The following is a 16,611-nucleotide window of genomic DNA, read 5'->3' as shown; positions in this document are numbered from 1 at the left end:
TATACGATGTCATCGAACAAAAAATACTGGAAAAGTGTTGAGGAACTAAACGAAAATAGTTCTATTGTTGAGGCGCTTAGAAATAATGAATTTGCAGAGGAAATTCCAACAGACGAATTTTTATCTGACAAAGAAGCATTATCATCTTCTTCAACTACTCGTCGTGATTTCTTGAAATACGTTGGATTTACAACTGCAGCTGCAACATTAGCAGCTTGTGAAGGTCCGGTACACAAATCAATCCCTTATGTTTTACAACCGGAACAAGTCATCCCGGGAGTTGCAGATTTCTATGCAACCTCTATGTTTGATGGTTTTGATTTTGCTAATTTATTAGTAAAAACACGTGAAGGGCGTCCAATTAAAATAGAAAACAACACTATTGCCGGTGCGAAGTTCGCTGCCAATGCAAGAGTTCACGCTTCTGTATTGTCATTATATGATAATACGCGTTTGAAAATAACCAAGGTTGCTCAAAAAGAGGCGTCTTGGCAGGAAGCCGATCTAAAAATAAAAGCAAGTCTAGCTGATGCAAAAGCAAAAGGCGGACAAGTTGTTTTATTGACAAATACATTAGCAAGTCCATCTACTGAAAAACTAATCGCTGAATTTATTGCTAAAAACCCAACAGCAAAACACGTTGTTTACGATGCTGTTTCTGAATCAGCTGCATTAGATGCTTTCGAAGCAGCTTATGGCGAAAGAGCTTTGGCTGATTATGATTTCTCAAAAGCAAATACTATTGTTTCTATCGGTGCTGACTTCTTAGGAGATTGGCAAGGTGGAGGTTTTGATGCTGGTTATGCAAAAGGAAGAGTTCCACAGGCAGGAAAAATGTCAAAACACTTCCAGTTTGAAGCTAATATGACTTTATCCGGAGCAGCAGCAGATAAGCGTGTTCCAATGACAGTTGCCAATCAAAAACAAGCATTAGTTAAAATATATAATGTAATTGTTGGAGGAGCCGCAGCAGGAACAGATGAAGTTGGAAAGGCTGCTCAACAATTAAAAGCTGCCGGAAGTAAAGGAGTTTTGGTTTCAGGTATTCAGGATAAAAATGCACAATTGCTAGTTTTAGCTATCAATGCAGCTCTAACCAGTGAAGCATTTTCAACTGCAGCAACCCGTCAAATCAGAAAAGGTTCTAACGAAAAAGTAGCTCAGTTAATTGTTGATATGAATAAAGGAAATGTTCATACTTTAATTATGAGTGGTGTTAATCCGGTTTACACTTTAGCAGACAGTGCTAACTTTGTAAGCGGATTGAAAAAAGTAAAATTATCAGCTGCTTTCTCTTTAAGAGAAGATGAAACAGCATCTATCACAAATATTGCTATTCCGGCTCCTCATTATTTAGAGTCATGGAATGATTTGATGTTGACTAAAGGTACTTACTCTTTGACTCAGCCAACAATCCGTCCATTATTCAGCTCTAAACAATTCCAGGAAGGATTGTTATCATGGAATGGAAATAGCGCAGACTACTACGATTACATAAAAGCAAATTCAGCAGCTTATACTAATGGAAAATCATGGAACCAAACGGTTCATGATGGTGTTGCATTAGGTATAGCTTCTGCTTCAATTTCAGGGTCAGCTGATTATGCTGGCGCTGCTAATGCTTTGGCAAAATCAAAACCGGCAAACGGATTTGAATTGGTATTGTATACTAAAACAGGTTTGGGTGATGGACAACAAGCTAACAATCCATGGTTGCAAGAGTTTCCTGATCCAATTACAAGAGTAGCTTGGGATAACTATGTAACAGTTTCAAAAGCGGATGCTGATGCATTAAAATTAGAAAACAAAATCGTTGCTAACGGTGGACTTAACGGAAGTTATGCAACACTTACGGTAAACGGAGTAAAACTGGAAAATGTTCCGGTTATAGTTCAACCAGGTCAGGCTAAAGGAACTTTAGGAATGGCTTTAGGTTATGGTAAAAAAGTTGGACTAAAAGAAGAAATGCAGGTTGGTCTTAATGCCTATGCATTCTACGCCGGATTCAATAATGTGCAGTCTGCTACTATCGCTGCAGCAAGTGGAGAACATGAATTTTCTTGTGTTCAGTCACAAAAAACTTTGATGGGTAGAGGCGATATTATCAAAGAAACAAACTTAACTATTTTCAATACTAAAGATGCTAAAGAATGGAATAAGGTTCCTATGGTATCTTTGGATCACAAAGAAGTTGAAGCAACATCAGTTGATTTATGGGATTCATTTGACCGTTCAGTTGGGCATCATTTTAATCTTTCAATTGACTTAAATGCTTGTACCGGTTGTGGTGCTTGTGTTATTGCTTGTCATGCTGAAAACAACGTTCCTGTTGTTGGAAAATCAGAAATCAGAAGAAGTCGTGATATGCACTGGTTGCGTATTGACAGATACTATTCATCTGAAGAAACTTTTGCTGAAGACAACGAGAAAAAAGAAAACTTTGATGGTTTATTTGGTAAAAAAGGATCATTAGGCGGATTTGGAGATATGGAAAATCCTGCGGATAATCCACAAGTATCTTTCCAACCGGTAATGTGTCAGCATTGTAATCATGCGCCTTGTGAAACAGTTTGTCCTGTGGCAGCAACTTCACACGGTCGTCAAGGTCAAAACCACATGGCTTATAACAGATGTGTTGGTACTCGTTACTGTGCTAACAACTGTCCGTATAAAGTACGTCGTTTTAACTGGTTCTTATATAACGGTAACGACGAATTTGATTTCCACATGAATAATGATTTAGGACGTATGGTTCTTAATCCGGATGTAAACGTTCGTTCACGTGGAGTTATGGAAAAATGTTCTATGTGTATCCAAATGACACAATTGACTATTTTAACAGCAAAACGCGAAGGAAGAGAAGTAGGAGTAGATGAATTCCAAACTGCTTGTTCGGCAGCTTGTTCAAGTGGTGCTATGGTATTTGGAGATGTTAACAACAAAGAAGATCAAGTTGCAAAACTAGCCGAAGATAAAAGAATGTACCATTTATTAGAAAGTGTTGGTACAAAACCAAATGTGTTTTATCACGTTAAAGTTAGAAATACGTAGTATAAAAATATTAATTAAGAAATAAAGGAATATGTCGTCTCATTACGAAGCACCCATTAGAAAACCATTAGTTATAGGTGAAAAATCATATCACGATATAACTGTAGACATAGCTGCTCCAATTGAAGGAAGAGCTAACAAACAATGGTGGACTGTATTTAGCATTTCATTAATAGCTTTCCTTTGGGGAATTGGCTGTATCATTTATACCATTTCAACCGGTATTGGAACCTGGGGTTTAAATAAAACCGTTGGTTGGGCTTGGGATATTACTAACTTCGTTTGGTGGGTAGGTATTGGGCACGCCGGAACACTTATCTCTGCCGTGTTATTATTATTCCGTCAAAGATGGAGAATGGCGATTAACCGTTCTGCGGAAGCGATGACCATATTCTCTGTAATCCAGGCGGCAATATTTCCGGTTATTCACATGGGTCGTCCATGGTTGGCATATTGGGTATTACCAATTCCAAATCAATTTGGATCACTTTGGGTAAACTTTAACTCACCGTTACTTTGGGACGTATTTGCAATCTCTACTTATCTTTCTGTATCATTGGTTTTCTGGTGGACAGGATTATTACCTGACTTTGCAATGCTTAGAGACAGAGCGGTAACACCTTTTAGCAAAAAAATATACTCTATATTAAGTTTTGGATGGAGCGGTAGAGCAAAAGACTGGCAACGTTTTGAAGAAGTATCTTTGGTACTTGCAGGTTTAGCAACACCACTTGTACTTTCTGTACACACAATCGTATCTATGGACTTTGCTACTTCAGTAGTTCCTGGTTGGCATACTACGATTTTCCCGCCTTACTTCGTTGCAGGAGCGGTATTCTCAGGATTCGCGATGGTAAATACCTTGCTTATCATTATGAGAAAAGTATCAAATCTTGAAGCTTATATCACAATTCAACATATCGAATTAATGAACATTGTAATCATGATTACAGGTTCTATTGTTGGTGTTGCTTATATTACTGAGCTATTTATCGCTTGGTACTCAGGAGTTGAATTTGAACAATATGCATTCTTGAACAGAGCAACCGGACCTTACTGGTGGGCTTATTGGTCGATGATGACATGTAATGTGTTTTCTCCACAATTTATGTGGTTCAAGAAATTAAGAACAAGTATTATGTTCTCTTTCATTATCTCGATTGTAGTAAACATCGGTATGTGGTTTGAGCGTTTCGTAATTATCGTAACCTCATTACACAGAGATTATCTTCCATCATCATGGACGATGTTCCAACCAACATTTGTAGATATTGGAATTTTTATTGGAACAATAGGTTTCTTCTTTGTATTATTCCTTTTATATGCTCGAACTTTCCCAGTGATTGCTCAGGCAGAGGTTAAAACAATCTTGAAATCTTCAGGAGAGAATTACAAAAGAGAAAGAGAAGCAAAAGGTCACAATCATTCAGATAAACATTAATAATTGCTATGAGTAGTAATAAAGTTATACACGCAATATACAATGATGATGATGTATTGATGGATGCAGTTCACAAAACGAGAGCTGCTCATCATCATATTGAAGAAGTTTTTACGCCGTTCCCGGTTCACGGTTTGGACAAGGCAATGGGGCTAGCGCCAACACGATTAGCAATTTGTGCATTCATTTATGGATGTATTGGTTTATCTGTTGCAACAACCATGTTGAATTATATTATGATTCAGGATTGGCCTCAGGATATCGGAGGTAAACCAAGTTTTGCTTTCTACCAAAATATGCCAGCCTTTGTTCCGGTTATGTTTGAGATGACAGTTTTCCACGCTGCCCATTTAATGGTTATTACTTTCTATATGAGAAGTAGATTATGGCCATTCAAAAAAGCTGAAAACCCGGATGTTAGAACAACTGATGACCATTTCCTAATGGAAGTTTCTGTTAATAATAACGAAGACGAATTGGTGAAGTTCTTCAAAAGCACTGGTGCAGTAGAAGTTAAAGTTGTTGAAGTTGAAAATGATAAGCATTAATATAGATATGAAAAGTTTACTTAAAATAGCATTTGTATTAGGTATTGTAGCTTCGGTATCATCTTGTAAAAATGATAAGAATCCTAACTACCAATATATGCCAAATATGTATGAATCGGTAGCTTATGAAACCAATTCAGAATCGGATGCTTTCAATTCGCCAACAGGATTAAAAGGTAAAGTGGGACAACTTCCACCGGACGGATCAATCAAAAGAGGATTTGTTCCTTACGGAGTTCCAAATACTACAGAAGGATATAATTTCTCTAAGACAATTACAACTTCACCACTTGATTCAACTGCGGTTGATATGAAAAAAGCGGAAGAATTATACGGTATCTATTGTGCCATTTGTCACGGAACTGCCGGAGACGGTAAAGGTAAATTGGTTAAACAGGAAAAATTCTTAGGTGTACCAAGTTACAAAGAGAGACAGGTTACTATAGGTAGTATTTTCCATGTTCAAACATATGGATTAAATTCAATGGGTTCGTATTCAAACCAATTGAGTCAAAAAGAACGTTGGATGATTGCAGCTTATGTTCTTGAACTTAAAAGCAAATTATAATTGTAGAACAAACAGATTGTTATAGATATGTATACATTTTCAAGTAAATTAAAAACCTTTTCTTTTGTCCTAATGATCGTCGGTATTCTTGGGATTGGTTATGGTTTTTTAACTGCGCCAAAAACTATCCAGGATGTTGAGAAGATTCTGAAAGAAGAAGAAGCAGCTCACCACGGAGGTGGACATGAAGCAGCAGCAACTCACGAAGCGGCAGGAGCAGAATCTCACGAAGCAGCAGCAGCAACTCATGAAGAAACTGCTAAAACAGCTGAACATTCTACGGCTGTTGAGCACGAGGAAGCTGTAGCTGAAACTACTCATGATACAATTGCTAAAGATACTCTAGCAGCTGTAGCAGTAGCTGAACCAGCTCATGCAGAACACGCTGAAAATACTGCTGAAGCACATACAGAAGCACATGCTGATGAGCACGCAGAACATGTTGAACACGTTTTTCATCAATTACAAAATAAACCATGGGCAGCATTATATGTTGCACTTATATTCTTCTTGTTAATTACAATGGGTGTGTTAGCATTCTATGGTATTCAACAAGTGGCACAAGCAGGTTGGTCTCCGGTATTGTTTAGAGTAATGCAGGGAATTACCTCTTTCTTACCGGTAATATCAGTAATCTTCTTTGTATTTTTATTGTTGTCAGGATTCCATCTTAACCATTTATTTGTGTGGATGAAAGAGGGAGTTACAGACCCAACTAGCCCAAATTACGACGAAATAATTGCAGGTAAATCAGGCTATTTGAATTTTGCTTTTTGGATTTCAAGAGCAGCGATATTCTTATTAGGTTGGAATGTTTACCGTTATTTATCAAGAAAAAATTGTTTAGCTCAGGACGAAGCTAGTGATGATGTTTTCTACAAAAAGAACTTCAAAATGTCAGCGGCATTTTTAGTATTCTTTATCGTTTCTGAATCTATTATGGCTTGGGATTGGATTATGTCAATCGACCCACACTGGTTCAGTACACTTTTTGGATGGTATGTATTTGCAAGCTTCTTTGTAAGTGGTATTACAGTAATTCAATTGGTAACAATCTATCTAAAATCTAAAGGATATCTAGAAAATGTAAATTCAAGCCATATTCATGATTTATCAAAATTCATGTTTGGTATCAGCGTTTTCTGGACGTACTTATGGTTCTCTCAATTTATGTTGATTTGGTATGCTAACATTCCTGAGGAAGTTACGTATTTCAAAACAAGAATTGAAGTGTACAACTTACCATTCTTTGGTGCATTCTTTATGAATTTCGTATTCCCGATTTTACTTTTAATCAATAGCGATTTCAAACGTATTTATTGGATTGTAGTTATGGGTGGTATCGTAATTTTAGCAGGACATTACATTGATTTCTTCAATATGATTATGCCTGGAACAGTTGGTGACAGATGGTTTATCGGAGTTCCTGAAATATCAGCACTATTATTTTTCTTTGGATTATTCATTTATGTGGTATTCAACGCTCTAACAAAAGCACCGTTAGTTCCAAAACGAAATCCTTTCATTGAAGAAAGTAAACATTTTCATTATTAATATTTAAAGTAAATTACAAATGACAACTCTTTTGGTACTTATAGTTGTAGTTTTATTGGCAGTTGCCTTGTGGCAGTTAACTAAGATATTCGACTTAACACAAGTTGGCGCAAACGTTAATGACACACAAGTCGCAAATGATAATGATAATAAAGTTAACGGTTACTTGATGTTTGGTTTTCTTGTTTTCATTTACCTGACAACAATCTGGTGTTTGGTGTATTATGGAAAATTCCCTTTAATTGGTGATTCAGCTTCAGAACACGGACCAGAACTTGATAATCTTATGGTTATCACTATGGTTCTTATCTTCATAGTGCAAACTATTACACAAGCCTTATTGCATTACTTTGCTTTCAAATACAGAGGAAGACAAGGACAACAAGCACTTTATTTTGCAGATAGCAACAAATTAGAATTTATCTGGAGTATCATTCCGGCTATCGTTTTAGCAGTATTAATTCTTTACGGATTGTACGCTTGGACAAACATTATGTTCGTGGATGAAAAAGATCATAAAGATGCAATTGTAATCGAATTGTATGCACAACAATTTAAATGGGAAGCAAGATATTCCGGTGAAGATCAAGTATTAGGAAAAGCTAACGTAAGATATATTGAAGGTGTAAATAATTTAGGAGTTGATTTATCAGATCCAAATGCACAAGATGACTTTACATCTACAGAGTTGCACATCCCGAAAGGAACAAGAGTTATTTTCAAATTGCGTTCACAAGACGTATTGCACTCAGCTTATATGCCACACTTTAGAGCACAAATGAACTGTGTTCCTGGTATGGTGACTAACTTCTCATTCGTTCCAACACTTACAACTGCTGAAATGAGAGAAAATAAAGATATGATTGAAAAGGTTGCCAATATCAATAACATCAGAGCTAAGAAAAGTGCTGATTTAGTTGCCAAAGGTGAGCCTGCACTTGATCCTTACACATTTGATTATTTATTGTTGTGTAACAAAATTTGTGGTGCTTCTCATTACAATATGCAAATGAAAATTGTTGTTGATACACCGGAAGAATATAAAGCCTGGTTAAAAGAAAATTCATCTAAAACTATTGTATTAGCAGTAAAAGCAGCAGCAGAAGAAGCGAAAGCAGCAGAAGCTCCAGCACAAACAAAAGATACAACCACTGTAACAAGCAAAGACACTACTGTAGTTGCTCATGCAGAAACGAAATAATATATAAAATTTAAAGTTACCTAAATATGTCAGCAGAAGCTCACGATCACGATCACGGTCACGACGAACACGAACACCACCATAAAGACACGTTCATTACTAAATACATTTTTAGTATTGACCACAAAATGATTGCCAAACAATATTTGATTACTGGTATCATTATGGGTATTATTGGTGTTGGAATGTCAATGCTTTTCAGAATGCAAATAGCTTGGCCTGAAGAATCATTCAAGATATTTAATTTCCTTTTAGGAGATAAGTTTGCTCCAAACGGAGTAATGTCAAACGAAGTTTACTTGTCTTTAGTTACGATACACGGAACCATAATGGTATTCTTTGTACTTACGGCGGCATTGAGCGGTACGTTTAGTAACTTATTGATTCCATTACAAATTGGAGCAAGAGATATGGCATCCGGTGTCTTGAACATGATTTCCTACTGGTTGTTTTTCATTTCAAGTGTTGTAATGGTATGCTCTTTATTTGTTGAATCAGGACCTGCTAGTGCAGGATGGACTATCTATCCACCATTAAGCGCATTACCACAGGCTATACCAGGTTCTGGAACAGGAATGACTTTGTGGTTAGTTTCAATGGCTATTTTCATCGCAGCTTCTTTATTAGGATCTTTGAATTATATCGTAACCGTAATTAATTTAAGAACAAAAGGAATGTCAATGACAAGATTGCCGTTAACAATTTGGGCTTTCTTTATTACTGCTATCATCGGAGTTATTTCTTTCCCGGTATTACTTTCTGCAGCGTTGATGTTGATTATGGATAGAAGTTTTGGAACGTCATTCTTCTTGTCTGATATCTATATTGCTGGTGAAGTTTTACATTATCAAGGTGGTTCTCCGGTATTGTTCGAACACTTATTCTGGTTCTTAGGTCACCCTGAAGTTTATATCGTATTATTACCTGCATTAGGTATTACATCTGAAGTTATCGCAACCAACTCTCGTAAACCAATCTTTGGTTACAGAGCGATGATTATGTCGATTATTGCAATTGCATTCTTATCAACTATCGTTTGGGGTCACCACATGTTTATCTCAGGAATGAATCCGTTCCTAGGTTCTGTGTTTACTTTCACAACCTTATTGATTGCGATTCCATCTGCGGTAAAAGCATTTAACTACATCACGACATTATGGAAAGGTAACCTGCAGTTAAATCCTGCCATGTTGTTCTCTATTGGATTGGTTTCTACTTTCATAACCGGAGGTTTGACAGGAATTATCCTTGGAGACAGTACATTGGATATTAACGTTCACGATACCTATTTCGTTGTAGCGCACTTCCACTTAGTAATGGGTATTTCTGCTCTTTACGGAATGTTCGCCGGAATCTATCACTGGTTCCCAAAAATGTTCGGAAGAATGTTGAACAAAAATTTAGGATATGTACACTTTTGGGTAACTGCCACTTGTGCTTACGGAGTTTTCTTTCCAATGCACTTTATCGGAATGGCTGGTTTACCAAGAAGATATTATACTAATACAAACTTCCCATTGTTTGACGATTTGCAAAATGTGAATGTAATCATTACTTGTTTTGCTTTAGTTGGAGGAGTTTTCCAATTGGTATTCTTATATAACTTCTTTAGCAGCATTTTCTATGGTAAGAAAACAGTTCAAAACCCATGGAAATCAACTACGCTAGAATGGACAGCGCCAATTAAACATATTCACGGAAACTGGGAAGGTGAAATTCCTCACGTACACAGATGGCCATATGATTATAGCAAACCTGGGCATGATGATGATTTCGTTCCTCAGACTGTTCCAATGAAGCCGGGTGAAGAGCAACTACACCACTAATCATTGAATAAAATATAATAAATGCCTTTCCTATCGAAAGGCATTTTTATTTGCATACAACTTTGTTATATATTTGTAATATGAACGAAAATCTCGACCCAACCAATTCCAATTTTAATCCCGAAGAACTTGACCTTGAAAAAAAGTTGAGACCATTGTCGTTTGACGATTTTACAGGACAAGAACAAGTGTTGGATAATCTAAAAGTATTTGTAGAAGCTGCCAATCAAAGAAGTGAAGCGCTTGACCATACTTTGTTTCACGGCCCACCGGGATTAGGAAAAACTACTTTGGCAAATATTTTGGCTAACGAATTAGGTGTTGGAATCAAAATTACGTCAGGACCGGTTTTAGACAAGCCAGGCGATTTAGCTGGGTTACTTACCAATCTCGAAGAAAGAGATGTACTGTTTATTGATGAAATTCATCGTTTAAGCCCTGTTGTGGAAGAGTATTTATATTCCGCCATGGAAGACTTCAAAATTGATATTATGATTGAATCCGGGCCAAATGCACGAACGGTTCAAATCAATTTAAATCCGTTTACACTTGTTGGCGCAACGACACGTTCCGGATTATTGACAGCGCCAATGCGTGCGCGTTTCGGAATTCAAAGTCGTTTGCAATATTATAACACCGAACTTTTGACTACAATTGTGCAACGTAGTTCAAGCATTTTAAAAATGCCAATCACCATGGAAGCGGCGATAGAAATTGCAGGAAGAAGCAGAGGAACGCCTCGTATAGCGAATGCATTGTTACGCCGTGTTCGTGATTTTGCCCAAATAAAAGGCAACGGAAAAATTGATATCGAAATTGCACGTTTTTCTTTGAAAGCGCTGCATGTTGATGCGCATGGTTTGGACGAAATGGATAATAAAATCTTAACTACTATTATAGATAAATTCAAAGGCGGGCCGGTTGGATTGTCCACATTGGCGACAGCCGTTTCCGAAAGCGGAGAAACCATCGAAGAAGTATACGAACCATTTTTGATTCAGGAAGGTTTTATCATAAGAACACCACGAGGAAGAGAAGTTACCGAGAAAGCGTATAAGCATTTGGGAAAAATTAAAACTAATATTCAGGGCGGACTTTTTTAAAACATACTTATGTCTGAAAATAAGAAATACAATTATCCAAAACAGCTTTCGATAGTTAGGTTTCTATTAAATGCAGAAAGCATCCGTAAAAATCCAATTCCGTTTCACAAAAAATACTTTGACCAATTTGGGGATTCTTTTTCGCTGAAAATTGGCAAAACAAAGCATGTGATTCTCTCAAGAGACAATGAAGTAGCTGAATATATTCTTCAAAAAAATCAAAAGAATTTCCAAAAATCGGAACTGCAAACCAAATTCATATCCAAATATCTCGGCAAAGGATTATTAACAGCCAACGGCGATTTTTGGTTAAAGCAACGACGTTTAATCCAACCGGCTTTTCACAAGCAAAAGATGAATCAGTTGGTTGAGAATATGCAGCAAACCATTGCTTCTGAATTGCAAAATCTTCCGGAAGAAAAATCAGTTGCATTATTTCCGATAATGAATCAGCTTGCCTTTAATGTGGTAGCAAAATCGCTGTTTCACATATCTGCGAGTGAAGAAAAATTAAATCGGCTAAAAGTAATTATATATGAAGTCCAGGAATTTCTAATCAAAGAAATCCGATTACCATACAAAGCATTTTGGTTTAAAATTAGCGGACAGATAAAAAAACATCAGGAATTAGCATTAGAAAGTGATGCCATTATTAAGGAAATTGTAGAAGAGCGAATCAAATCCGGAACCAGGCAAAATGATCTACTCGACATGCTTCTCGAAACCCGATATGAAGACACTGGCGAAGGAATGTCAACACAGCAATTGATAGACGAAATTAAAATTCTGTTTATTGCCGGTCACGAAACTTCGGCAAATGCGATGACTTTTACACTGCATCTTTTAGGGAATTATCCTGACATACAACATAAGGTTTTTGAGGAATTAATCGAAATCCAATCACAAACAACCGATGTTGTTGAGCAGCTTCAAAAAATGACTTACACCAATGCGGTCATCAATGAGTCAATGCGTTTGTATCCGCCGGCGTGGATAACCGACAGGGAAAATATAGAAGACGACGAACTTTTAGGATATCACATAAAAGAGAAAACATTGATTGGTGTTTCCTTTTATGAATTACACCGCAATCCGAAATATTGGAAGAACCCTGAAGATTTCAATCCTGAACGATTTCTTGGCGAACAGAAAAAGGAATCATACAAATTTTTTTATCCGTTTGGAGCAGGACCAAGAATGTGCATCGGTCTTGGTTTTGCCATGTATGAAATGAGCCTGACGCTTTCTTATATTGTAAAGAAATATAAAATAATTTCGCATCAAAAAGACATACAAGTGAATCCTTTGGTTACTTTAAAACCAGTCGGTGCAGCCGTAACTTTCTCAAAAAGATGACACCAGATTCTAAAAAAAGCGAGTATTCCCAACTCATAAAAACCGAAGCCAAACGCTTGGGTTTTTTATCGTGTGGAATTTCCAAAGCTGGTTTTTTGGAAGAAGAAGCACCGAGATTGGAAAGCTGGCTGAATAAGAATCATCACGGCGAAATGAAGTATATGGAAAATCATTTCGATAAGCGACTGAATCCAACCTTGTTGGTTGATGATGCCAAAAGCGTGATTTCATTGTTGCTGAATTATTATCCATCGGAATCACAGAACTCGGACAGTTACAAGATTTCAAAATATGCTTACGGACAGGATTATCATTTTGTTATCAAGGAAAAACTAAAAGAATTATTGCATACCATTCAAACTGAAATTGGTGAAGTTTCCGGAAGGGCTTTTGTCGATTCGGCACCGGTTTTAGACAAAGCCTGGGCAGCCAAAAGTGGTTTGGGCTGGATTGGGAAAAACAGCAATTTATTGACGCAGCAAATCGGTTCTTTTTATTTCATTGCCGAATTGGTAGTCGATTTAGATTTGGAATATGACCACGTAACAACTGACCATTGCGGAACCTGTACCGCTTGTATTGATGCCTGTCCAACTGAAGCCATAGTTGCACCTTATGTCGTTGACGGAAGCAAATGCATTTCGTATTTCACTATCGAACTCAAAGAAAATATTCCATTAGAAATGAAAGCCAAAATGGATGACTGGATGTTTGGCTGCGATGTTTGCCAGGATGTTTGTCCGTGGAATCGGTTTTCTAAATCACACAGCGAACCGCTTTTTAATCCAAATCCTGAACTGCTTTCTTTTACCAAAAAAGACTGGGAGGAAATCACAGAAGACACTTTTAAAAAAGTATTCAAAAACTCGGCAGTGAAAAGAACAAAATTCGAAGGAATACAGCGAAACATAAAATTCATAAAATAAATTTCTTTACAAAAGAAACCGCTAAAAGTTTCCTTTTTACGTCCAGTCTTCTACCTTTGTAAGTATCAAAATAAAGACCATGCATAAAGATAGTAAACGAAGAGAAGCACTTTTATACCACGCCAAACCAACTCCGGGGAAAATTAAAGTTGTCCCAACCAAAAAATATGCAACCCAAAGAGATTTGTCATTGGCTTATTCTCCCGGTGTTGCCGAGCCTTGTTTGGAAATTGCCAAAGATGTAAACAATGTTTATAAATATACTTCCAAAGGAAATTTGGTTGCCGTAATCAGTAATGGAACCGCCGTTTTAGGATTGGGTGATATTGGTCCTGAAGCGTCAAAACCCGTGATGGAAGGAAAAGCATTGCTCTTCAAAATCTTTGCTGATATTGATGTTTTTGATATCGAAGTTGGAACAAAAGATGTTGATGCGTTTATTGAAACGGTAAAAAATATAGCGCCGACTTTTGGCGGAATCAACCTTGAAGATATTAAGGCACCGGAATCTTTTGAAATAGAAAGACGTTTGGTTGAAGAACTGAATATTCCCGTGATGCACGACGACCAGCACGGAACCGCTATCATTTCGGCAGCAGCTTTATTGAATGCTGTTGAGTTGGCTGGAAAGAAAATGGACGAAGTGAAAATGGTTATTTCAGGAGCTGGTTCGGCAGCAATTGCTTGTGCGAATCTGTATGTTTCTTTTGGCGTGAAGCAGGAAAACATAGTCATGTTTAATAGCAAAGGAGCACTCAAAAAAGACGATCCAAAAATTTCGGAAGACCAAAGGAAATATGCTACAGACAAAGACTATCCATCGTTGCTTGAAGCCATGGTTGGAATTGACGTTTTTGTCGGATTGTCAACCGGAGATATAGTAACACCAGACATGTTATTGGGAATGGCAAAAAATCCAATTGTTTTCGCAATGGCAAATCCAAATCCGGAGATAAACTACGATTTGGCTATCAAAACCAGAAGAGATATTATCATGGCAACCGGTCGTTCAGACCATCCGAATCAGGTGAATAATGTACTTGGTTTCCCTTATATTTTCCGTGGTGCTTTAGATGTCAGAGCGACCAAGATTAATGAAGAAATGAAAAAAGCAGCGGTAGTTGCTTTAGCGGAATTAGCCAAAGAATCGGTTCCTGAACAAGTTAATATTGCTTATGGTGAAACCAAACTAAATTTTGGTAAAGAATATATTATCCCGAAACCATTCGATCCAAGATTGATTGCAAGAGTTCCATTAGCGGTTGCAAAAGCAGCAATAGATTCAGGAGTTTCGCTTCATCCAATTACCGATTGGGAGAAATACGAAGAAGAATTATTAGAGCGTTTAGGTTCTGATAATAAAATGGTTCGTTTGTTAACCAATCGTGCGAGAACAGAACCAAAGCGTGTTGTTTTTGCCGAAGCAGATCATTTAGATGTATTGAAGGCAGCTCAAATTGCATACGAAGAAGGCATTGCACATCCAATACTTTTAGGAAATAAAGATGTGATTCTGGAACTCAAAGATGAATTAGGTTTTGATGCTGATGTGCCTATCTTTGATCCAAAAGACAAAGAGGAAGACAAGCGAAGATTAAAGTATGCTGACATTTACTGGAAGTCGAGACAACGAAGAGGAATTTCGTTACTCGATGCTCAAAAATGGATGCGTGAGCGTAACTATTTTGCGGCAATGATGGTCAATGAAGGCGATGCTGATGCCATGGTTTCAGGTTATTCCAGAAGTTATCCGTCAACAGTAAAACCATTAATGCAATTGATTGGCAAAGCACCGGGAATTACTCTAATTGCAACTGCCAATATGATGATGACCAATCGCGGACCGATGTTTTTATCTGATACCGCAATCAATCCAAATCCGACCGCAGATGAACTGGCAAAAATTGCTTTAATGACTGCTAAAACGGTTAAAATGTTTGGAATGGAACCCGTAATTGCAATGGTTTCTTTTTCAAATTTTGGATCATCATCACATGAAAGTGCTAACAAAGTGAGAGAAGCGGTGGCTTATTTACATAAATATTATCCTGATTTAGTTGTTGATGGTGAAATACAATCTGATTTTGCCTTAAATGCGGAGATGCTGAAAGCTAAATTCCCTTTTTCAAAACTGGCCGGAAAGAAAGTCAACACCTTGATTTTTCCTAATTTAGAGGCGGCAAATATTACCTATAAACTTTTAAAAGAATTGGATAAAGTGGATTCTGTCGGACCAATAATGTTGGGAATGGAAAAAGCAGTTCATATATTCCAACTTGGCGCAAGCGTTGAAGAAATGGTCAATATGGTTGCCGTTGCAGTAGTTGATGCGCAAGAAAAAGAGAAAAGAAAAAAGATGTCTGCCAAATAGTTTTTGTATTATTGTAGAGATATTGCAATGAGATTCTTTCAATTAAAGAATTTTGCTATATTTGAAATAGATTTTAGTAAAAAATGATTGCACATATTCAAGGAAAGTTAATTGAAAAATCGCCTACTGAAGTAGTAATTGACTGCAATGGAGTAGGTTATCATATTAATATTTCGTTGCATACTTTCTCCTTACTTCCCAATGCCGATTTTGTCAAATTGTTTACGTTTCTTCAAATTAAGGAAGATGCACATTCTTTGTTTGGTTTTGTAGAAAAATCAGAGCGAGAATTGTTTAAGTTATTATTATCTGTATCCGGAATTGGAGCCAGCATCGCCAGAACAATGTTGTCATCATTAGATCCAAAACAAATAATACATGCTATTGCCAGTGCAGATGTTGTTACAATCCAATCGATAAAGGGAATTGGAAGCAAAACAGCACAGCGTGTTATCTTGGATTTGAAAGAAAAAGTGTTAAAAATCTATGATTTAAGCGAAATTTCTACTTCGCAACACAATATTAGTAGAGAAGAATCGTTATCTGCTTTGGAGGTTTTGGGTTACGTTAGGAAAAATGCAGAAAAAGTGGTGGATAAAATCATCAGAGAAAACCCTGAAGCCGGAGTTGAAACAATTATCAAACAAGCGTTAAAAAATTTATAAT

Annotated in this window: 12 protein-coding genes; all 12 read left to right on the top strand. The window is 37.0% G+C overall.

Annotated features, from left to right (window positions below; genetic code table 11):
- Positions 1-6 precede the first annotated feature (6 nt).
- The 12 genes from GS03_RS01575 (at position 7) to ruvA (ending at position 16,610) form a co-directional block, all read left to right on the top strand.
- Positions 7-3,051 (top strand): TAT-variant-translocated molybdopterin oxidoreductase, encoded by a 3,045-nt coding sequence (locus GS03_RS01575; protein WP_136150825.1) that lies wholly within the window; start codon positions 7-9, stop codon positions 3,049-3,051.
- Positions 3,052-3,082: 31 nt separating this feature from the next.
- Positions 3,083-4,492: an NrfD/PsrC family molybdoenzyme membrane anchor subunit gene (gene nrfD / locus GS03_RS01570; RefSeq protein WP_136150824.1), complete on the top strand. Its 1,410-nt coding sequence runs from the start codon at positions 3,083-3,085 to the stop codon at positions 4,490-4,492.
- 8 nt (positions 4,493-4,500) lie between these two features.
- On the top strand, positions 4,501-5,040 hold the full coding sequence (locus GS03_RS01565) for a DUF3341 domain-containing protein (protein WP_136150823.1): 540 nt from the start codon (positions 4,501-4,503) through the stop codon (positions 5,038-5,040).
- Between the two features lie 7 nt (positions 5,041-5,047).
- Positions 5,048-5,608, top strand: a complete 561-nt coding sequence (locus GS03_RS01560; protein ID WP_136150822.1) for a c-type cytochrome — start codon at positions 5,048-5,050, stop codon at positions 5,606-5,608.
- 27 nt (positions 5,609-5,635) lie between these two features.
- A complete protein-coding gene (locus GS03_RS01555; RefSeq protein WP_136150821.1) occupies positions 5,636-7,162 on the top strand; it encodes a quinol:cytochrome C oxidoreductase in 1,527 nt (508 codons plus the stop codon).
- Positions 7,163-7,181: 19 nt separating this feature from the next.
- Entirely contained in the window at positions 7,182-8,363 is a 1,182-nt protein-coding gene (locus GS03_RS01550) for a cytochrome c oxidase subunit II (protein ID WP_136150820.1), read from the top strand.
- A gap of 26 nt (positions 8,364-8,389) precedes the next feature.
- Positions 8,390-10,189 (top strand): cytochrome c oxidase subunit I, encoded by a 1,800-nt coding sequence (locus tag GS03_RS01545; protein ID WP_136150819.1) that lies wholly within the window; start codon positions 8,390-8,392, stop codon positions 10,187-10,189.
- Between the two features lie 80 nt (positions 10,190-10,269).
- Positions 10,270-11,292: a Holliday junction branch migration DNA helicase RuvB gene (ruvB, locus tag GS03_RS01540; RefSeq protein WP_136150818.1), complete on the top strand. Its 1,023-nt coding sequence runs from the start codon at positions 10,270-10,272 to the stop codon at positions 11,290-11,292.
- Between the two features lie 9 nt (positions 11,293-11,301).
- Positions 11,302-12,648: a cytochrome P450 gene (locus GS03_RS01535; protein ID WP_136150817.1), complete on the top strand. Its 1,347-nt coding sequence runs from the start codon at positions 11,302-11,304 to the stop codon at positions 12,646-12,648.
- A complete protein-coding gene (gene queG, locus GS03_RS01530) occupies positions 12,645-13,574 on the top strand; it encodes a tRNA epoxyqueuosine(34) reductase QueG (RefSeq protein ID WP_136150816.1) in 930 nt (309 codons plus the stop codon). The genes GS03_RS01535 and queG overlap by 4 nt, the downstream gene beginning before the upstream one ends.
- A 79-nt stretch (positions 13,575-13,653) precedes the next feature.
- Entirely contained in the window at positions 13,654-15,945 is a 2,292-nt protein-coding gene (locus GS03_RS01525; protein ID WP_136150815.1) for an NADP-dependent malic enzyme, read from the top strand.
- A gap of 83 nt (positions 15,946-16,028) precedes the next feature.
- Entirely contained in the window at positions 16,029-16,610 is a 582-nt protein-coding gene (ruvA, locus tag GS03_RS01520) for a Holliday junction branch migration protein RuvA (protein WP_136150814.1), read from the top strand.
- Position 16,611 lies beyond the last annotated feature (1 nt).

Origin of the sequence: Flavobacterium sangjuense, from assembly GCF_004797125.1 — a bacterium.
GTDB lineage: Bacteria > Bacteroidota > Bacteroidia > Flavobacteriales > Flavobacteriaceae > Flavobacterium > Flavobacterium sangjuense.
This window is presented reverse-complemented; position numbering and strand designations above follow the sequence as displayed.